Origin of the sequence: Mycolicibacterium chubuense (assembly GCF_001044255.1) — a bacterium.
Taxonomy (GTDB): domain Bacteria; phylum Actinomycetota; class Actinomycetes; order Mycobacteriales; family Mycobacteriaceae; genus Mycobacterium; species Mycobacterium chubuense.
Window position 1 is genome coordinate 12,938 of sequence record NZ_JYNX01000031.1, and the last position, 17,427, is coordinate 30,364.

Annotated in this window: 13 protein-coding genes; 11 read left to right on the forward strand and 2 right to left on the reverse strand. The window is 70.5% G+C overall.

The window, feature by feature from the left end; all coding sequences use genetic code 11:
* Window positions 1–15 precede the first annotated feature (15 nt).
* From MCHUDSM44219_RS08455 to MCHUDSM44219_RS08470, 4 genes are read left to right on the forward strand one after another with little or no spacing between them, the layout of a single operon-like run.
* Entirely contained in the window at window positions 16–3,330 is a 3,315-nt protein-coding gene (locus tag MCHUDSM44219_RS08455) for a transglutaminase family protein (protein WP_048417797.1), read from the forward strand.
* Window positions 3,330–5,969 (forward strand): circularly permuted type 2 ATP-grasp protein, encoded by a 2,640-nt coding sequence (locus MCHUDSM44219_RS08460; RefSeq protein WP_048417798.1) that lies wholly within the window; start codon window positions 3,330–3,332, stop codon window positions 5,967–5,969. The genes MCHUDSM44219_RS08455 and MCHUDSM44219_RS08460 overlap by 1 nt, the downstream gene beginning before the upstream one ends.
* Window positions 5,969–6,865 (forward strand): transglutaminase family protein, encoded by an 897-nt coding sequence (locus MCHUDSM44219_RS08465; RefSeq protein ID WP_048417799.1) that lies wholly within the window; start codon window positions 5,969–5,971, stop codon window positions 6,863–6,865. The genes MCHUDSM44219_RS08460 and MCHUDSM44219_RS08465 overlap by 1 nt, the downstream gene beginning before the upstream one ends.
* Complete coding sequence (locus tag MCHUDSM44219_RS08470; protein WP_048417800.1) at window positions 6,858–7,943, forward strand: zinc-binding metallopeptidase family protein; 1,086 nt, start codon at window positions 6,858–6,860, stop codon at window positions 7,941–7,943. Before MCHUDSM44219_RS08465 ends, MCHUDSM44219_RS08470 begins: the two co-directional genes overlap by 8 nt.
* On the opposite strand, the gene MCHUDSM44219_RS08475 is transcribed toward MCHUDSM44219_RS08470, so the two are convergent.
* Window positions 7,915–8,718: an SDR family NAD(P)-dependent oxidoreductase gene (locus MCHUDSM44219_RS08475; protein ID WP_048417801.1), complete on the reverse strand. Its 804-nt coding sequence runs from the start codon at window positions 8,716–8,718 to the stop codon at window positions 7,915–7,917. The two genes, MCHUDSM44219_RS08470 and MCHUDSM44219_RS08475, sit on opposite strands and share 29 nt — an antisense overlap.
* A 92-nt stretch (window positions 8,719–8,810) precedes the next feature.
* Between MCHUDSM44219_RS08475 and MCHUDSM44219_RS08480 the strand changes: the two genes are divergently transcribed.
* Together MCHUDSM44219_RS08480 and MCHUDSM44219_RS08485 are read left to right on the forward strand one after the other, a co-directional pair.
* Window positions 8,811–9,644, forward strand: a complete 834-nt coding sequence (locus tag MCHUDSM44219_RS08480) for a DUF3097 domain-containing protein (protein ID WP_048417802.1) — start codon at window positions 8,811–8,813, stop codon at window positions 9,642–9,644.
* Between the two features lie 9 nt (window positions 9,645–9,653).
* Window positions 9,654–11,013 (forward strand): replication-associated recombination protein A (locus tag MCHUDSM44219_RS08485; protein ID WP_413783591.1); only part of this gene is annotated, 1,360 nt, incomplete at its 3' end.
* 225 nt (window positions 11,014–11,238) lie between these two features.
* On the opposite strand, the gene MCHUDSM44219_RS08490 is transcribed toward MCHUDSM44219_RS08485, so the two are convergent.
* Window positions 11,239–11,556 (reverse strand): GlsB/YeaQ/YmgE family stress response membrane protein, encoded by a 318-nt coding sequence (locus tag MCHUDSM44219_RS08490; protein WP_048417803.1) that lies wholly within the window; start codon window positions 11,554–11,556, stop codon window positions 11,239–11,241.
* Between the two features lie 98 nt (window positions 11,557–11,654).
* On the opposite strand from MCHUDSM44219_RS08490, the gene MCHUDSM44219_RS08495 reads away from it, so the two are divergent.
* From MCHUDSM44219_RS08495 to MCHUDSM44219_RS08515, 5 genes are all read left to right on the forward strand, one after another.
* Complete coding sequence (locus tag MCHUDSM44219_RS08495; RefSeq protein ID WP_048417804.1) at window positions 11,655–12,056, forward strand: secondary thiamine-phosphate synthase enzyme YjbQ; 402 nt, start codon at window positions 11,655–11,657, stop codon at window positions 12,054–12,056.
* 88 nt (window positions 12,057–12,144) lie between these two features.
* Window positions 12,145–14,841 (forward strand): alanine--tRNA ligase, encoded by a 2,697-nt coding sequence (gene alaS / locus MCHUDSM44219_RS08500; protein WP_048417805.1) that lies wholly within the window; start codon window positions 12,145–12,147, stop codon window positions 14,839–14,841.
* A 5-nt stretch (window positions 14,842–14,846) separates the two neighbouring features.
* On the forward strand, window positions 14,847–15,386 hold the full coding sequence (gene ruvX / locus MCHUDSM44219_RS08505) for a Holliday junction resolvase RuvX (protein WP_048417806.1): 540 nt from the start codon (window positions 14,847–14,849) through the stop codon (window positions 15,384–15,386).
* Window positions 15,379–16,626, forward strand: a complete 1,248-nt coding sequence (locus MCHUDSM44219_RS08510; protein WP_048417807.1) for an endolytic transglycosylase MltG — start codon at window positions 15,379–15,381, stop codon at window positions 16,624–16,626. The genes ruvX and MCHUDSM44219_RS08510 overlap by 8 nt, the downstream gene beginning before the upstream one ends.
* Window positions 16,623–17,426, forward strand: a complete 804-nt coding sequence (locus tag MCHUDSM44219_RS08515) for a shikimate dehydrogenase (RefSeq protein WP_048417808.1) — start codon at window positions 16,623–16,625, stop codon at window positions 17,424–17,426. Before MCHUDSM44219_RS08510 ends, MCHUDSM44219_RS08515 begins: the two co-directional genes overlap by 4 nt.
* The last annotated feature ends 1 nt before the right edge of the window (window position 17,427 follow it).

Consider the following 17,427-nt stretch of genomic DNA (forward strand, 5'->3'; position numbering starts at 1 on the left):
GTGGGATCTAGCGCTATGGGTATCAAGGTGGCCCTGGAGCACCGCACCAGCTATGCGTTCGACCGCCTCGTCGAGGTGTTCCCGCATGTCGTGCGACTGCGGCCGGCTCCCCACTCGCGCACACCGATCGAGGCCTACTCGCTGAAGGTGGAGCCCGACGACCACTTCGTGAACTGGCAGCAGGACGCGTTCGGCAACTTCCTGGCCCGGCTGGTGTTCCCCACCCGCACCCGCAGCCTGACGATCACCGTCGGGCTGATCGCCGACCTCAAGGTGATCAACCCGTTCGACTTCTTCATCGAGGACTACGCCGAGCACGTCGGTTTCACCTACCCCCGCGCGCTGGCCGAGGACCTCAAGCCGTACCTGCGGCCGGTCGACGAGGACGACGACGGTGGCGGCCCCGGTGACCTCACCGAAGCCTGGGTGAAGAACTTCTCGGTGGCGACGGGGACCCGCACGATCGACTTCCTGGTGGCGCTCAACCGCGCGGTCAACGCCGACGTCGGTTACAGCGTCCGGCTCGAACCGGGCGTGCAGACCCCCGACACCACGCTGCGCACCGGCATCGGCTCCTGCCGGGACTCGGCATGGCTGCTGGTGTCGATCCTGCGTCAGATGGGTCTGGCGGCGCGGTTCGTGTCCGGCTACCTGGTGCAGCTCACCTCCGACGTCGAGGCGCTCGACGGGCCGTCCGGGCCCGCCGCCGATTTCACCGATCTGCACGCCTGGACCGAGGTCTACATTCCCGGCGCCGGCTGGATCGGGCTGGACCCGACCTCGGGTCTGTTCGCCGGGGAGGGGCACATCCCGCTGTCGGCGACGCCGCACCCCGAGTCCGCTGCCCCGATCACCGGCGCGACCGAACCCTGCGAGACGACACTGGAATTCAGCAACGTCGTCACCAGGGTCCACGAGGACCCGCGCGTCACGCTGCCCTACACCGACGCGACCTGGGCGGCCATCGACGCGCTCGGCCGCCGTGTCGACGAGCGGCTGACCGCCGGCGACGTCCGGCTCACCGTCGGTGGCGAGCCGACCTTCGTGTCCATCGACAATCAGGTCGACCCCGAGTGGCTGACCGAAGCGGACGGCCCGCACAAACGGCAGCGAGCCTCGGCGCTGGCGGCGCGGCTCAAGCAGGTGTGGGCGCCGCACGGGCTGGTGCAACGCGGCCAGGGCAAGTGGTATCCCGGAGAACCGTTGCCGCGCTGGCAGATCGCGTTGATGTGGCGCACCGACGGACAGCCGCTGTGGAACGACCCGGCACTGCTGGCCGACCCGTGGCCCGAACACCCGGGAACACCCGCGATCGCCCCCGACGCCCCCGCGCAACTGCTCACCGCGATCGCCGACGGGCTGGGGCTGCCGCACACCCAGGTCCGGCCGGCCTACGAGGACCCGCTCAGCCGGCTCGCCGCCGCGGTGCGCCGGCCCGCGGGGCACCCCGTCGCCGAGTCCGACGACCTCGCGGACGACAGCGCGGACGCGCGCGCGGCGCTGCTCGCACGGCTCGACACCGCGGTCACCGATCCCGCCGCCTTCGTGTTACCGCTGCACCGCCGCGACGACGACGCCGGGTGGGCGAGCGCGGACTGGACGCTGCGCCGCGGCCGAATCGTGTTGCTGGACGGCGATTCTCCCGCCGGGCTGCGGCTGCCCCTCGATGCGATCAGCTGGACACCGCCCCCGCCGTCGTTCGACGCCGATCCCACCCACGACCGACCACCGCTCGAACCCGATGCCGACGAGCCCGCGGAGGTCACCGACGCCGACTCGGTGCCGATCACGGCCCTGGTCGGCGAGCTCCGCGACGGACTGCTGTACGTGTTCCTGCCGCCCACCGAGGAGCTGGAGCACTTCGTCGATCTCGTTTACCGCATCGAGACCGCGGCCGCCGCGATCGGCTGCGCCGTGGTGATCGAGGGCTACGGCCCGCCGGCCGACCCGCGGCTGCAGTCCATGAGCATCACGCCCGACCCGGGCGTCATCGAGGTCAACGTCGCGCCGTCGGCCAGCTTCGCCGAGCAACGCGACCAGCTGCAGACCCTGTACGCCGAGGCGCGGCTGGCGCGGCTGTCCACCGAGTCCTTCGACGTCGACGGCACCCACGGCGGGACGGGCGGGGGAAACCACATCACCCTGGGCGGAATCACCCCGGCCGACTCGCCGCTGCTGCGCAGGCCGGACCTGCTGGTGTCGCTGCTGACCTACTGGCAGCGTCACCCGGCGCTGTCCTACCTGTTCGCCGGGCGGTTCATCGGCACCACCTCCCAGGCGCCGCGGGTCGACGAGGGCCGTCCCGAATCGCTGTACGAGCTGGAGATCGCCTTCGCCGAGATCGCCCGGCTGTCCGCGCAGGCCGGCGGGCCGAAGGCGTGGCTGGCCGACCGCGCGCTGCGCCACCTGCTCACCGACATCACCGGGAACACCCACCGCGCGGAGTTCTGCATCGACAAGCTCTACAGCCCGGACAGCGCGCGCGGGCGGCTGGGACTGCTCGAGTTGCGGGGCTTCGAGATGCCTCCCCACCACCAGATGGCGATGGTGCAGTCGCTGCTGGTGCGTTCGCTGGTGGCGTGGTTCTGGGACGAGCCGCTGCGCGCCCCGCTGATCCGCCACGGCGCGAACCTGCACGGCCGGTACCTGTTGCCGCACTTCATCATTCAGGACATCGCCGATGTCGCCGCTGACCTGCGGGCGCACGGCATCGAATTCGACACCAGCTGGCTGGACCCCTTCACCGAGTTCCGCTTCCCCCGGATCGGCACCGCGGTGTTCGGCGGCGTCGAGATCGAGTTGCGCGGCGCGATCGAGCCCTGGAACGTGCTCGGCGAGGAGTCATCGGTGGCGGGCACCGCGCGGTACGTCGACTCGTCGGTGGAACGCCTGCAGGTGCGGCTCATCGGGGCCGACCGGCAGCGCTACCTGGTGACCGTCAACGGGCACCCCGTCCCGCTGCTGGCCACCGACAACCCCGACGTCCAGGTGGGCGGCGTGCGGTACCGGGCCTGGCAACCGCCCAGCGCCCTGCACCCCACGATCACCGTGGACGGCCCGCTGCGCATCGAATTGATCGACACCGCGGCGGGGGTGTCCCGGGGCGGCTGCACCTACCACGTGTCCCATCCGGGCGGGCGTTCCTACGACACGCCTCCGGTGAACGCGGTCGAGGCCGAGTCCCGGCGCGGGCGGCGGTTCGAGGCCACCGGATTCACACCCGGCACGGTCGATCTGGCCGGGCTGAGGGAGAAGCAGGCCCGGCAATCCACCGATGTGGGCGCGCCGGGAATCCTCGATCTTCGGCGAGTGCGTACCGTGCTGTCGTAATGGCATTACCCACCGGCTTCACCAGCCAGGACAACCTCGACAACCCGCTGGTGCCCTACGAGACCATGCGGGCCCAGCAGGCGCTGTTCGAGGTACGGACCGCAGGGGGCGCCCCCGCGACCGGATACGACGAATTCGTCGACGCCGCAGGCGGTGTGCGACCGGCATGGCAGGAACTCGCCGAGTGCGTCGCCGAGCGTGGACGCGGCGGTCTGGACCGGCTGCGCGCCGTGGTGCGCAACCTCGTCGACAACGACGGCATCACCTACATCCAGCTCGAGGACGGCTCGGCCGTGCCCGGGCCGTGGCAACTGGACGCGCTGCCCCTGATCGTCTCGGCCTCGGACTGGGACAAGCTGGAATCCGGTTTGGTGCAACGCTCGCGGCTGCTCGACGCGGTGCTGACCGACCTGTACGGCGAGCAGCACTGCATCACCAGTGGGGCACTGCCGCCGCAGCTGCTGTTCGCCCATCCCGGGTACGTGCGGGCGGCTCGCGGCATCGAGGTGCCGGGCCGGCACCAACTGTTCCTGCACGGCTGCGACATCAGCCGCGGGGCGACGGGCGACTTCGTCGTCAACGCCGACTGGACCCAGGCCCCGTCGGGAGCCGGATATGCGCTCGCCGACCGCCGTGTGATCGCCCACGCCATCCCCGACCTCTACGAGCAGGTCGGGCCCCGGCCCGCGTCGCCGTGGGCGCAGGCGCTGCGGCTGGCGCTCGTCGACGCGGCACCGGAATCCGCCGAGGAGCCCGTGGTGGTGGTGCTCAGCCCGGGCATCCACTCCGAGACCGCCTTCGATCAGGCGTATCTGGCCAGCGTGCTCGGCTTGCCGTTGGTCGAGAGCGCCGATCTCGTGGTGCGCGACGGCAAGGTGTGGATGCGCTCGATGGGCACGCTCAAACGCGTCGACGTGGTGCTGCGCCGGGTCGACGCGGCCTACGCCGATCCGCTGGATCTGCGCGCGGACTCCCGGCTGGGGGTCGTCGGCCTGGTGGAGGCGCTGCGGCGCGGTGCGGTGACGGTGGTGAACACCCTGGGCAGCGGCGTGCTGGAGAGCCCGGGCGTGCTGCGCTTCCTGCCCGAGATGGCCGAGAAGCTGCTCGGCGAGACGCCGCTGCTGCCCACGGCGCCGCTGTACTGGGGCGGCATCGACGTCGAGCGCTCCCACCTGCTGACCCACTTGTCGTCGCTTCTCATCCGGTCCGCCACCGGTGGGGAACCGATCGTCGGTCCCGAGCTGTCGGCGGCACGGCGCGAGGCACTGGCCGCGCGGATCGCCGCCACCCCGTGGCAGTGGGTGGGCCAGGAGCTGCCGCAGTTCTCCTCGGCGCCCGCCGACTACCTGCCCGCCGGGTTGTCCTCGTCGAGCGTGGGCATGCGCCTCTTCACGGTGTCCCAGCGCAGCGGCTACGCGCCGATGATCGGGGGCCTGGGGTACCTGCTGGCGCCCGGAACCGACGCGTACACGCTCAACAGCGTTGCTGCCAAAGACATCTGGGTGCGCACGCCGGCGCGGGTCACGGCGGAGAAGACCACCGTGACGGCGCCGTCCGACGACGACCTGCTGCCCACGCCGATCACCTCCAGCCCGACTCGCGAGATCAGTTCTCCGCGTGTGCTGTCCGACCTGTTCTGGATCGGCCGCTACGCCGAGCGCGCCGAACACACCGCCCGGCTGCTGACGGTCACCCGGGAGCGCTATCACGAGTTCCGGCGCCGGCAGGCGATGGACGGCAGCGAATGCGTGCCGGTGCTGCTGGCCGCGCTCGGGACCATCACCGGCACCGACACCGGAGCCGGTGACCACCACGAGATGGTCGCGACCGCCCCGACGACGCTGTGGTCGCTGACTGCCGACCGGCTCCGCCCGGGGTCGCTGGCCCAGTCGGTCGAGCGGCTCGGGCTGTCGGCGCGCGCGGTCCGCGACCAGATGTCCAACGACACCTGGATGGTGCTGTCCACCCTCGAGCGGACCCTGCTGCACGCCGGTGACAGCCCGCCCGACTCCCAGGCGGAGGGGGAGGCCTTCCTCTCCTCGACGAACACGCTGACACTGGCCGGCATGCTCGCGCTGTCCGGTGTCCTCGCCGAGTCGATGGTGCACGACGTCGGCTGGACGATGCTCGACACCGGTAAGCGCATCGAGCGGGCGCTCGCGCTCACGGCCCTGCTGAGGGCCACGCTGACCACGGCGCGTGGGCCCGAGGCCGAGCAGACGATCACCGAGTCGACGCTGGTGGTCTGCGAGTCGCTGGTGATCTACCGCAGGCGCAACCCCGGCACCGTCAGTGTCGCCGGGGTGGCCGAACTCGTGCTCTTCGACGCCGAGAACCCGCGGTCGCTGGTCTATCAGTTGGAGCGGCTGCGCACGCATCTGAAGTCGCTGCCCGGCTCGTCGGGATCCTCGCGGCCGGAGCGGATGGTCGAGGAGATCGCGATGCGGTTGCGTCGCATGGAGCCCGCCGAACTCGGCGAGTGCACGGCCGAGGGCCGGCGCGCCGAACTCGACGGCCTGCTCGCGGCCATCCACCGCGACCTTCGTGAGCTCTCCACCGTCATCACCGCGACGCACCTGTCGCTGCCGGGGGACATGCAGCCGCTGTGGGGACCGGACGAGAGACGGATGGTGCCGTGATGCCTCGGCGCTACGAGATCACCCACCGCACCGTGTACCGCTACTCCGACGTCGTCACCAGTTCCTACGGCCGCGGGTTCCTCACCCCGCGCGACTCGACGCGGCAGCGCTGCCTGTTCCACGAGCTGGTGCTCGACCCGGAGGCCGCCGACAGCTCCACCAGCCGCGACGGCTACGGCAATCTGAGCTCCTACTTCCACGTCACCCGGCCACACCGCAGCCTGAGCGTCACCAGCCGCTCGATCGTCGAGGTGGACCCGCCGCCGCCCGACCACTACCAGGTCGCCTCGGCCAAGGCGCCGTGGGAGATCGCCCGTCCCGTGGGCCCCGACGGCGCCCTGGCGAGCGAGTTCACCCTCGACCTCGCACCCCCCGAGATCACCGATGCGGTGCGGGACTACGCCGCACCGACGTTCACCCCCGGTCGGCCGCTGATCGAGGTGCTGCGCGACCTGAACGCACGCATTCACCGCGATTTCACCTACCGGTCCGGGTCGACCACGGTGTCCACCCAGGTGAGTGAGGTTTTGGCGGCCCGGGAAGGGGTATGTCAGGACTTCGCGAGGCTCGCGATCGCCTGCCTGCGCGCCAACGGTCTGGCAGCGAGTTACGTGTCGGGCTATCTGGCCACAGATCCGCCTCCGGGAAGGGAACGCATGGTGGGCATCGACGCGACGCATGCCTGGGCATCGGTGTGGACGCCGAAGGACGTGTGGCTGGGCCTAGATCCCACCAATGATCAGATGGTCGACGAGCGCTACGTGACAGTCGGTTTCGGCCGTGACTACGCCGACGTCCCGCCGCTGCGCGGCATCATCTACACAGACTCGGACAGCAGCGTCATCGACGTCTCCGTCGACGTTGCGCCCTACGAAGGAGGAGTCCTGCATGCGTGACTTCACATGCCCCAACTGCGGTCAGCGACTGGCGTTCGAGAACTCGGTGTGCCTCAATTGCGGCAGCTCCCTGGGTTTTTCGCTCGACGACATGGCACTGCTGGTGATCGCCCCACCTGAGCACAGTGAGCACGCGGGTGCGGTCGACGAGAGCCGGTACCAGTTGTGCGCCAATCTGCATCTGGCCGAATGCAACTGGCTGGTGGAGAAGGGTCCGGTGGCGAAGCTGTGCGTGTCATGCGCGCTCACCCGCACCCGGCCCAACGACGCCGACACCATCGCGCTGACCGCGTTCGCCGCGGCGGAGAAGGCCAAACGCCGGTTGATCGCCGAACTGCACGAACTGAAGCTGCCCATCGTCGGCCGTGACGATGACCCCGACTTCGGGCTGGCGTTCGACCTGCTGTCCAGCCAGTTCGAGAAGGTGTTCACCGGCCACGAGAACGGTGTGATCACTCTCGATCTCGCCGAGGGCGACGACGTGCACCGCGAGCAGTTGCGGATCTCGATGGACGAGCCGTACCGGACGCTGCTGGGGCACTTCCGCCATGAGATCGGTCACTACTACCAGTACCGGCTGATCGGCACGTCGCCGGACTATCTGCAGCGCTACCACGAACTGTTCGGCGATCCCGAGGCCGATTACCAGGCCGCGCTCGACCGCCACTACAGCCAGGGCGCCCCGGCAGGCTGGGAGAACGACTACGTCTCGTCGTATGCGACCATGCACCCCGCCGAGGACTGGGCCGAGACGTTCGCGCACTACCTGCACATCCGCGACACCCTCGACACGGCCGCCGCGTTCGGCATGGCGCCGGCCGCCGCCACCCTCGAGCGAAGGGTGTTGGGGCCCAGCAGCTTTGACACCATGATCGAGATGTGGCTGCCCCTGGCGTGGGCGCTGAACATGGTCAACCGGTCGATGGGCAAGGAAGACCTCTACCCGTTCGTCCTCCCGCCCGCCGTGCTGGAGAAGATGCGCTTCATCCACACGGTCATCGACGAGGTCACCTCGAATCCGGCGAAACTGGCCGAGGTGGGTGCCCCGGTCAGTGAGCAGTCCCAGCAGATGGGTTAGCCATCAGCTGTCGCATGAAGCGGTGCGCGCCGAGCACCACCGCGGCGCGGTCGGGGTCGTTGCGGCGAGCGACGTCGGCGTCGTTGCCGCCGGCCACGTGGACCGGCCCGTGCGGCAACCGGTCGAGGCCCTCGGCGGCCACGTCGGCAGGGTCGGCGACCCGTAGTCCGGGTACGTCGAAGTTCAGTCCGACCCGCTCCATCGCCGGGGTACGGGTCACGCCGAGCACGAGCTCGCAGACGTCGACGCCGTGCTCGCGTAGCTCCAGCCACAGTCCCTCGGCGAAGATCCGGCCGAAGGCCTTGACCCCGCCGTAGACCGTGTGCCGGGTGGAACCGAGGTAACCGGCCATCGAGCCCACCAGCAGGATGCCGCCGCGGCGGCGATCCCGCATCGGCCGGGCGTAGTGCTGTACCAGGGCCATCATCGTGGTGACGTTGAGGTCGACCACGCGACCGAAGGCGTCGAGGTCACCGTCGAGGAATTCCTCGCTGCAGGTGTTGGCGCCCGCGTTGTAGATCAGCAGGCCGATCTCGAGGCCCGCCGTCGCGGCGATCACCTCGTCGGGGCCGGCGGCCAGGTCGGATGTCACGGTGCGCACGTCGACTCCGAGTGCGCGGCAGCGGGCGGCGGTGGCCGCCAAGGGCTCGGGACGCCGGGCCACCAGCACCAGGTCGATCCCCGCCGCGGCGAGCAGCGCCGCGAACTCGGCCCCGACGCCCTCCGAGCCGCCGGCGATCACGGCGCGCGGTCCGTAGTGGCTCAGGTCTCTCACCGTTCGATCGTCGCACCCGGTAGTCCGGCGCCGTCGCAACACGCGCCTGCGCGGTCAGCCGTCTTGCCGCTGCCCGTCCCTACGATCACCGCGTGGCTGATCGCTATGGCGCCGACATCCTGTCCAGTAACCCGCACCGCAAGCCCCGCTCCGCCGAACAGCCGATCGAGATCGGCATGGTCGTCGAGGACGCGCAGACCGGCTTCGTCGGCGCGGTGGTGCGCGTCGAATACGGGCGCATGCAGCTCGAGGATCGGCACGGTCGTACCAAACCGTTTCCGGTCGGGCCCGGCTACCTGATCGACGGCAAGCCCGTCATCCTGACCGCCCCGAAGAAGGCGGCTCCCGCGGCGCCGGCCCGTACCGCATCCGGCTCCGTCGCGGTCGCCGGTGCGCGCGCCAGAGTGGCGCTCGCCAGCCGCATCTACGTCGAGGGCCGTCACGACGCCGAGCTCGTCGAACAGGTTTGGGGCGAGGACCTGCGCCTCGAGGGGGTGGTCGTCGAGTATCTGGGCGGTGTCGACGATCTCGCCGCGATCGTCGCCGACTTCCGGCCCGCCCCCGGCCGGCGCCTCGGCGTGCTCGTCGACCACCTGGTGGCCGGGTCGAAGGAGGCCCGCATCGCCGAGCGGGTGCGCCGTGGACCGGGCGGCGAGCACACGCTGGTGGTGGGCCACCCGTTCATCGACATCTGGGAGGCCGTCAAGCCGGCCCGCCTCGGGATCGACGCCTGGCCGGTGGTGCCCAAAGGGCAGGACTGGAAGCACGGCGTGTGCGAGGCGCTGGGCTGGCGGCATCGCGATCAGGCCGACATCGCCGCGGCCTGGCAGAAGATCCGCGGTCGGGTGCGGGACTGGACGGACCTCGAACCCGACCTCATCGGCCGGGTGGAGGAGCTGATCGACTTCGTCACCGCGTCCGTGTAAGCAGGGAGCGTGTCCGACAGCCTGTTCGACGTACCCGGTGAGACCGCCGGATCCGCCGCGGCTCCGGTAGGGACGTCGGTACCGCTGGCCGTGCGGATGCGGCCCGCCTCGCTCGACGAAGTCGTCGGCCAGCAGCACCTGCTCACCGGGAACTCGCCGCTGCGGCGCCTCGTGGAGGGCTCCGGCGCCGCATCGGTCATCCTCTACGGCCCGCCCGGCACCGGGAAGACCACACTGGCTTCGCTGATCTCCCACGCCACCGGCCGCCGGTTCGAGGCGCTCTCGGCGTTGTCGGCGGGGGTAAAGGAGGTGCGCGCGGTCATCGAGGAGGCCCGCGTCGCGCTGCTGCGCCGCGGCGAGCAGACGGTGCTGTTCATCGACGAGGTGCACCGGTTCTCGAAAACCCAGCAGGACGCGCTCCTCGCGGCGGTGGAGAACCGGGTGGTACTCCTGGTCGCGGCCACCACCGAGAACCCGTCGTTCTCCGTCGTCGCCCCGCTGCTGAGTCGCTCGCTGATCCTGCAGCTGCAGCCGCTGACCCCGGCCGACATCGCCACGGTGCTCCGGCGTGCCCTCGACGACGAACGGGGCCTGGGCGGCACGGTGCCGATCACCGACGAGGCGCTCGACCTGCTGGTGCAGCTGTCGGCCGGCGATGCCCGGCGGGCTCTGACGGCGCTGGAGGTCGCCGCCGAATCCGGGCACGTGACCGTCGACGTCATCGAGCAGTCGCTGGACAAGGCGGCGGTGCGCTACGACCGCGACGGGGACCAGCACTACGACGTGGTCAGCGCGTTCATCAAGTCGGTGCGCGGCTCCGACGTCGATGCCGCCCTGCACTATCTGGCGCGGATGCTCGTCGCGGGGGAGGACCCGCGGTTCGTGGCGCGGCGGTTGGTGATCCTCGCCAGCGAGGACATCGGGATGGCGGACCCGACCGCACTGCCGACGGCGGTCGCCGCCGCGCAGACCGTGGCGCTGATCGGCATGCCCGAGGCGCAGTTGACGCTGGCGCACGCCACGGTGCACCTGGCCACCGCGCCGAAGTCGAACGCCGTCACCACCGCGCTCGGCGCGGCGATGGCCGACATCCGGGCCGGTAAGGCGGGGCTGGTGCCGGCCCACCTGCGCGACGGGCACTACTCCGGAGCGCAGAAACTAGGTAACGCCGTCGGCTACAAATACGCCCACGACGATCCGGACGGCGTTGCGGGTGCGGGTGCGCCTGCTGCGGGAGCTCGCGGCGACCGGGGAGTCGTTGATCGCCACCCCCCTGCCGTTCCCGTCGATCTGCCGAGTGGCTGCGGCCGGCGACGTCTTCCGGTGCGTCCCCTCGATGTGGGACTACTGACCGGGGCGGTACTGCGCGNGCACTGGGTGGACAATCTGCGCCGGCACACCGGTCAGCATCCCGATGTCCGCGACTACGTCCTCGGCAGCCACAGGGATCCGCCTTGTGCAGCGAAATATCGAGTAACTCTCTGCAGAACGTGGATTGGTGTGACGGGTGTTGACCGTGTGAAAAGAGTGCAGACGGGGGCGATCCCGACTGGTCGGGGGCCCAGCCGGGATCGCCACGGACGGATTCGGCGCGTCAGCGCAGAATTCCGGAGCGGCGGCCGCCGCCCATCAGGCCGGTGCGGCCACGCCGCCGACCCATGAGCGATGCCACCAGAGCCACGCCGAGCGCGGCCACGACGACCTGGACGAGCAGTTCCATCCAGTCGATCCCGTTGGTGGCGGTCGGAATGCCGACCGCGCGGGCGATCGCGGTGCCGATGAAGGCGGACACGATGCCGACGAGAATGGTGAGCAGCATCCCGATGGGCTGCTTACCGGGCAGGACGAGCCGGCCGAGAACGCCGACGACGATGCCGATGAGAATTGCGGTGATGACGCCGGTGATGGTCATGGCTTCCTCCAAGGGTTGGGGCTGCCGCGGGCATACCCGAGCCCGCTGGGCAATAAACGCTCGCGTCAATCAGCGCGGGCGTCCGTAGGCTCGTCGCCATGGACACCGAAGTGCTCGACGTGGACACCGCCCGGCGGCGGATCGTCGACCTGACCGGCGATGTTCGCCAGTTCTGTGCCTCGCGGGGAGACGGTCTGTGCAACGTGTTCGTCCCCCATGCCACCGCGGGGGTGGCGATCATCGAAACCGGCGCAGGATCCGACCACGACCTGATCGACACCCTGGAGCGGTTGCTGCCCCGCGACGACCGCTACCGGCACGCGCACGGATCCCCCGGGCACGGCGCCGATCACGTGCTGCCGGGTCTGGTCGCACCGTCGGTCACCGTGCCGGTCGGGGCCGGCGAACCGCTGCTGGGCACCTGGCAGAGCATCGTGCTGGTGGACCTGAACAGGGACAACACGCGGCGCAACGTCCGATTGAGCTTCGTGTCGGGCTGAAAGCCACGCCCGGTACTGTGGTGCGGTCGAGTATTCGCAGGTGGCGGCCGATCGGCCCCGCTGACCAGACCCGAAGGACAGCCACGACGTGCAGACACACGAGATCAGGAAGCGGTTCCTTGATCATTTCGTGAACGCGGGACACACCGAGGTGCCCAGCGCCTCGGTGATTCTCGACGACCCCAACCTGCTGTTCGTCAACGCCGGCATGGTGCAGTTCGTCCCTTACTTCCTGGGGGCCAGGAGCGCGCCGTGGAACCGGGCGGTGAGCATCCAGAAGTGCATCCGCACCCCCGACATCGACGAGGTCGGCATCACCACCCGGCACAACACCTTCTTCCAGATGGCCGGCAACTTCAGCTTCGGTGACTACTTCAAGAAGGGCGCCATCGAGTTCGCCTGGTCGCTGCTGACCAACCCGACCGACCGGGGCGGATACGGCTTCGACCCCGAAAGGCTGTGGGCGACCGTCTATCTCGACGACGACGAGGCGATCGGCTACTGGCAGGAGGTGGCCGGACTGCCGCTCGAGCGCATCCAGCGCCGCGGGATGGCCGACAACTACTGGTCGATGGGCATCCCGGGCCCGTGTGGACCGTCCTCGGAGATCTACTACGACCGCGGGCCCGAGTACGGCATCGAGGGCGGCCCGGAAGCCAACGAGGACCGCTACATCGAGATCTGGAACCTCGTGTTCATGCAGAACGAGCGCGGCGAGGGCACCTCGAAGGAGGACTTCGAGATCCTCGGACCGCTGCCGCGCAAGAACATCGACACCGGCATGGGCATCGAGCGCGTGGCCTGCCTGCTGCAGGGTGTCGACAATGTCTACGAGACCGACCTGCTGCGCCCCGCCATCGACCTGATGGCGGCGCGGGCGCCGCGCGGGTACGGGCAGGGCAACCACGCAGACGACGTCCGCTACCGCATCATCGCCGACCACAGCCGCACCGCGGCGATCATCATCGGCGACGGCGTCAGCCCCGGCAACGAGGGCCGCGGCTATGTGCTGCGCCGGCTGCTGCGCCGCATCATCCGCGCGGCCAAGCTGCTCGGCGTCGACGATCCGTTCATGGCGGACCTGATGGCCACCGTGCGCGACGCGATGGGGCCGTCGTATCCCGAGCTGGTCTCCGACTACGACCGGATCGCGCGCATCGCGATCGCCGAGGAGGCCGCGTTCAACCGAACGCTGGCCTCGGGTTCGCGGCTGTTCGACGAGGCCGCCCGGGCGACCAAGGCGTCCGGCGCGTCCCGGCTGTCGGGCTCGGATGCGTTCACGCTGCACGACACCTACGGCTTCCCGCTCGAGTTGACGCTGGAGATGGCCGCCGAGGCCGACCTGGGTGTCGACGAGGAGGGCTTCCGGACCCTGATGGCCGAGCAGCGGCAGCGGGCCAAGGCCGACGCGGCCGCGCGCAAACAGGCCCACACCGACCTGAGCGCATACCGCGAGCTCGTCGACGCCGGCCCCACCGAGTTCACCGGTTTCGACGAGTTGACCACCGAGGCAACCATTCTCGGCATCTTCGTGGACGGTAAGCGGGTGCCGGTGGTGTCGCACACCGGCCGCGACGGCACACAGGAGCGCGTCGAGCTGATCCTGGACCGCAGCCCGTTCTACGCCGAGTCGGGCGGGCAGATCGCCGACGAGGGCGACATCCGGGGCACCGGCTCGTCGGAGACGGCCAAGGCTGCGGTCACCGACGTGCAGAAGATCGCGAAAACGCTCTGGGCACACCGGATCAACGTCGAGTCCGGCGAGTTCGTCGAGGGCGACACCGTCGTCGCGGCCGTCGACCCGCGGTGGCGCCACGGCGCGACGCAGGGGCACTCCGGCACGCACATGGTGCACGCGGCACTGCGACAGGTGTTGGGTCCCAACGCCGTTCAGGCAGGTTCGCTTAACCGCCCCGGCTATCTGCGGTTCGACTTCAACTGGCAGGGCGCGCTCACCGAGGATCAGCGCTCACAGATAGAAGAGGTCACCAACGAGGCGGTGGAAGCCGACTACGAGGTGCACAGCTTCACCACCGACCTGGAGCGCGCCAAGTCGATGGGTGCGATGGCACTGTTCGGCGAGGCCTATCCGGAGGAGGTGCGCGTCGTCGAGATCGGCGGGCCGTTCTCCCTCGAGCTGTGCGGCGGCACGCACGTCGGTCGCTCCGCGCAGATCGGTCCGGTCACCATCCTCGGCGAGTCGTCGGTGGGCTCCGGTGTGCGCCGCGTGGAGGCCTACGTCGGGCTGGACTCGTTCCGCCACCTCGCCAAGGAACGCGCCCTGATGGCAGGTCTCGCGTCGTCGTTGAAAGTGCCCTCCGAGGAGGTGCCCGCCCGCGTCGCGACGCTGGTGGAGCGGCTCCGTGCCGCCGAGAAGGAACTCGACCGGCTGCGGCTGGCCGGCGCGCGCGCCGCCGCGGTCAATGCCGCGGCCGGGGCCGAACAGGTCGGTAAGGTCCGGCTCGTGGCGCAGCGGATGGCCGGCGGGATCTCGGCGGGCGACCTGCGGTCGCTCGTCGGCGACATCCGCGGCAAGCTCGGCAGCGAGCCCGCCGTCGTCGCGCTGATCGCCGAGGCCGACGACGACACGGTGCCCTACGTGGTGGCCGTCAACCCGGCCGCCCAGGACCTCGGGGTGCGCGCCAACGACCTGGTGAAGGTGGTGGGTGCCGCCGTGAACGGTCGCGGTGGCGGCAAGGCGGACCTGGCGCAGGGATCGGGGCAGGGCGCGGCGAACATCGACGCGGCGCTGGCAGCGGTGCGCGCGGAGATCGGCCGGAGCTGACCAGAGTGCCCGACGCCGTAACCGACGCCGACGATGCCGGCCGCGCACCGGATCGCCCCGGTGACCCCGCGTCGGCGCCCGATCCGGGCCGTGGCCGCCGGCTGGGTGTCGACGTCGGCACCGTGCGCATCGGGGTGGCGGTCAGCGATCCCGACGCCGTACTCGCGACCCCGGTGGAGACCGTGACGCGCGATCGGCGCGGAGGCAAGCACGTCCGGCGCCTGGTGGCGCTGGTCGACGAGTATCAGGTGGTCGAGGTCGTCGTCGGGCTGCCGCGGACGCTGGCGGACAGGGCCGGGTCCTCGGCGCGCGACGCGATCGAGGTCGCCGACCTGCTGGCCGGCCGGGTCACGCCGGTTCCGGTCCGGCTCGTCGACGAGCGGTTCACGACCGTGACCGCGCAGCAGGCGTTGCGCGAGGCGGGCGTGCGGGGCCGCGGACAACGTTCGGTGATCGATCAAGCTGCAGCGGTGGGGATTCTGCAGAACTGGCTGGACCAGCGACGGGCGGCGCTGTCCCCACACGGAGAGGTCGGGGATGGCTGACGACTGGCACAACGATCGTGCCGAGCCCCTGGCGGTGGGTCCGCCCCGGCGGCGGATGACTCGTCAACAGCGGGCCCGGGAGGCCCGGCACCGGCGCCGTCGCCGGACCGCCGCGATCGCGGCGGTCGCGATGCTCGTGGTCGTCGTCATCGGTGCGGTGTTCCTCGGCTCGCGGATGTGGCACTCGATGTTCGGGGGCAGTGGCAACGACTACACCGGCGAGGGCGTCAACGACGTCGTCATCCAGATCCACGACGGCGACTCGACCACGGCGATCGGCAAGACGCTGCAGGAGGGCAAGGTCGTCGCCACCATCAAGGCGTTCGTCGACGCCGCCGACGGCAACACGGCGATCTCGTCGATCCAGCCCGGCTTCTACAAGGTGCGCACCGAGATCCCGGCCGCCGACGCGGTGGCGCGGCTGGCCGATCCGGACAACCGGGTGGGCAAACTGGTCATCCCCGAGGGCCGCCAGCTCGACGACGTCTCCGACGTCAAGACCAACGCCGTCACCGACGGCATCTTCACGCTGATCTCCAAGGCCACGTGCGTCGACCTCGACGGCGACCGGCGCTGCGTGCCGGCCCAGGATCTGCGCGCCGCCGCCGGCGCCGCCGCGCCGGCCGCGCTCGGGGTGCCGCAGTGGGCCACCGGCCCGGTGACCGCACTGGGCGCCGACCACCGCCGTCTCGAAGGGCTGATCGCGCCCGGCACCTGGAACATCGATCCGTCGGGCACGCCGCAGGACATCCTGTCGACGCTGATCTCCAGCAGTGCGGGGCAGTACGAGCGCGGCGGCCTACTGACCACCGCCGCCTCGCTGAACATGTCGCCCTACCAGATCCTGACGGTGGCCTCCCTGGTGCAGCGCGAAGCCAAACCGCAGGACTTCTCCAAGGTGGCGCGGGTCATCTACAACCGGCTGGCCGAGAATCGCACGCTGGAGTTCGACTCCACGGTGAACTATGCGCTGGACCGCATCGAGGTCGCCACCACCGACGGCGACCGCGCGCAGGCCACCCCCTGGAACACCTACGTGCGGCCGGGCCTGCCGGCGACCCCGATCTGCTCGCCCGGCCAGCCGGCCCTGGCCGCGGCCGAACAGCCCGAGCCCGGCGACTGGCTGTATTTCGTGACGATCGACATGCAGGGCACGACGTTGTTCACCCGCGAGTACGAGCAGCACCTGGCCAACATCGAGTTGGCGCGACGCAACGGTGTCCTCGACTCAGCCCGATGACGGCTCGACGGGCCGGGGTTCTGGGCTCGCCGATCGCACACTCCCGGTCCCCGCAGCTGCACCTGGCGGCGTACCGGGCGCTCGGCCTCGAGGGCTGGACCTACGACCGCATCGAATGCACCGCTGAGCAGTTACCCACCGTGGTGGCCGGTTTCGGACCGGAGTGGGTCGGGGTCTCGGTGACGATGCCGGGCAAGTTCGCCGCGCTGCGGTTCGCCGACGAGGCCACCGAGCGGGCCCGGCTGGTCGGATCGGCCAACACGCTGGTGCGCTCCAAGGCGGGGTGGCTCGCCGACAACACCGACGTCGACGGGGTGGTGGGCGCGCTGGCCGACGTGCGGACCGATCGCGCGATGGTCGTCGGGTCGGGCGGAACGGCGCCCGCCGTCGTGGCAGGACTCACCGCCCGCGGCACCCGGCACGTCACCGTCACCGCCCGCGACCCCGGCAGGGCCGCCGGCGTGCTCGATCTCGCGACGCGCTGCGGGCTGGCCATCGACTTCTGCGACATCCGCGCCGACTCGCTGGGCGACACCGCCGCCGGCGTGGACATCGTGGTCAACACCGTTCCCGCCGACGCCGTGGCTCCCTACGCCGCCGCGCTGGCCGCCACGCCGGTGCTGCTCGACGCGATCTACGATCCGTGGCCCACCCCGCTGGCCGCGGCGGTCGGCGCCCGGGGCGGGCGCGTGATCAGCGGGCTGCAGATGCTGCTGAACCAGGCGTTCAGCCAGGTGGAGTTGTTCACGGGCATGCCCGCGCCGAAAGAGGCGATGAGGGCGGCGCTCGACGTGCCTTAGC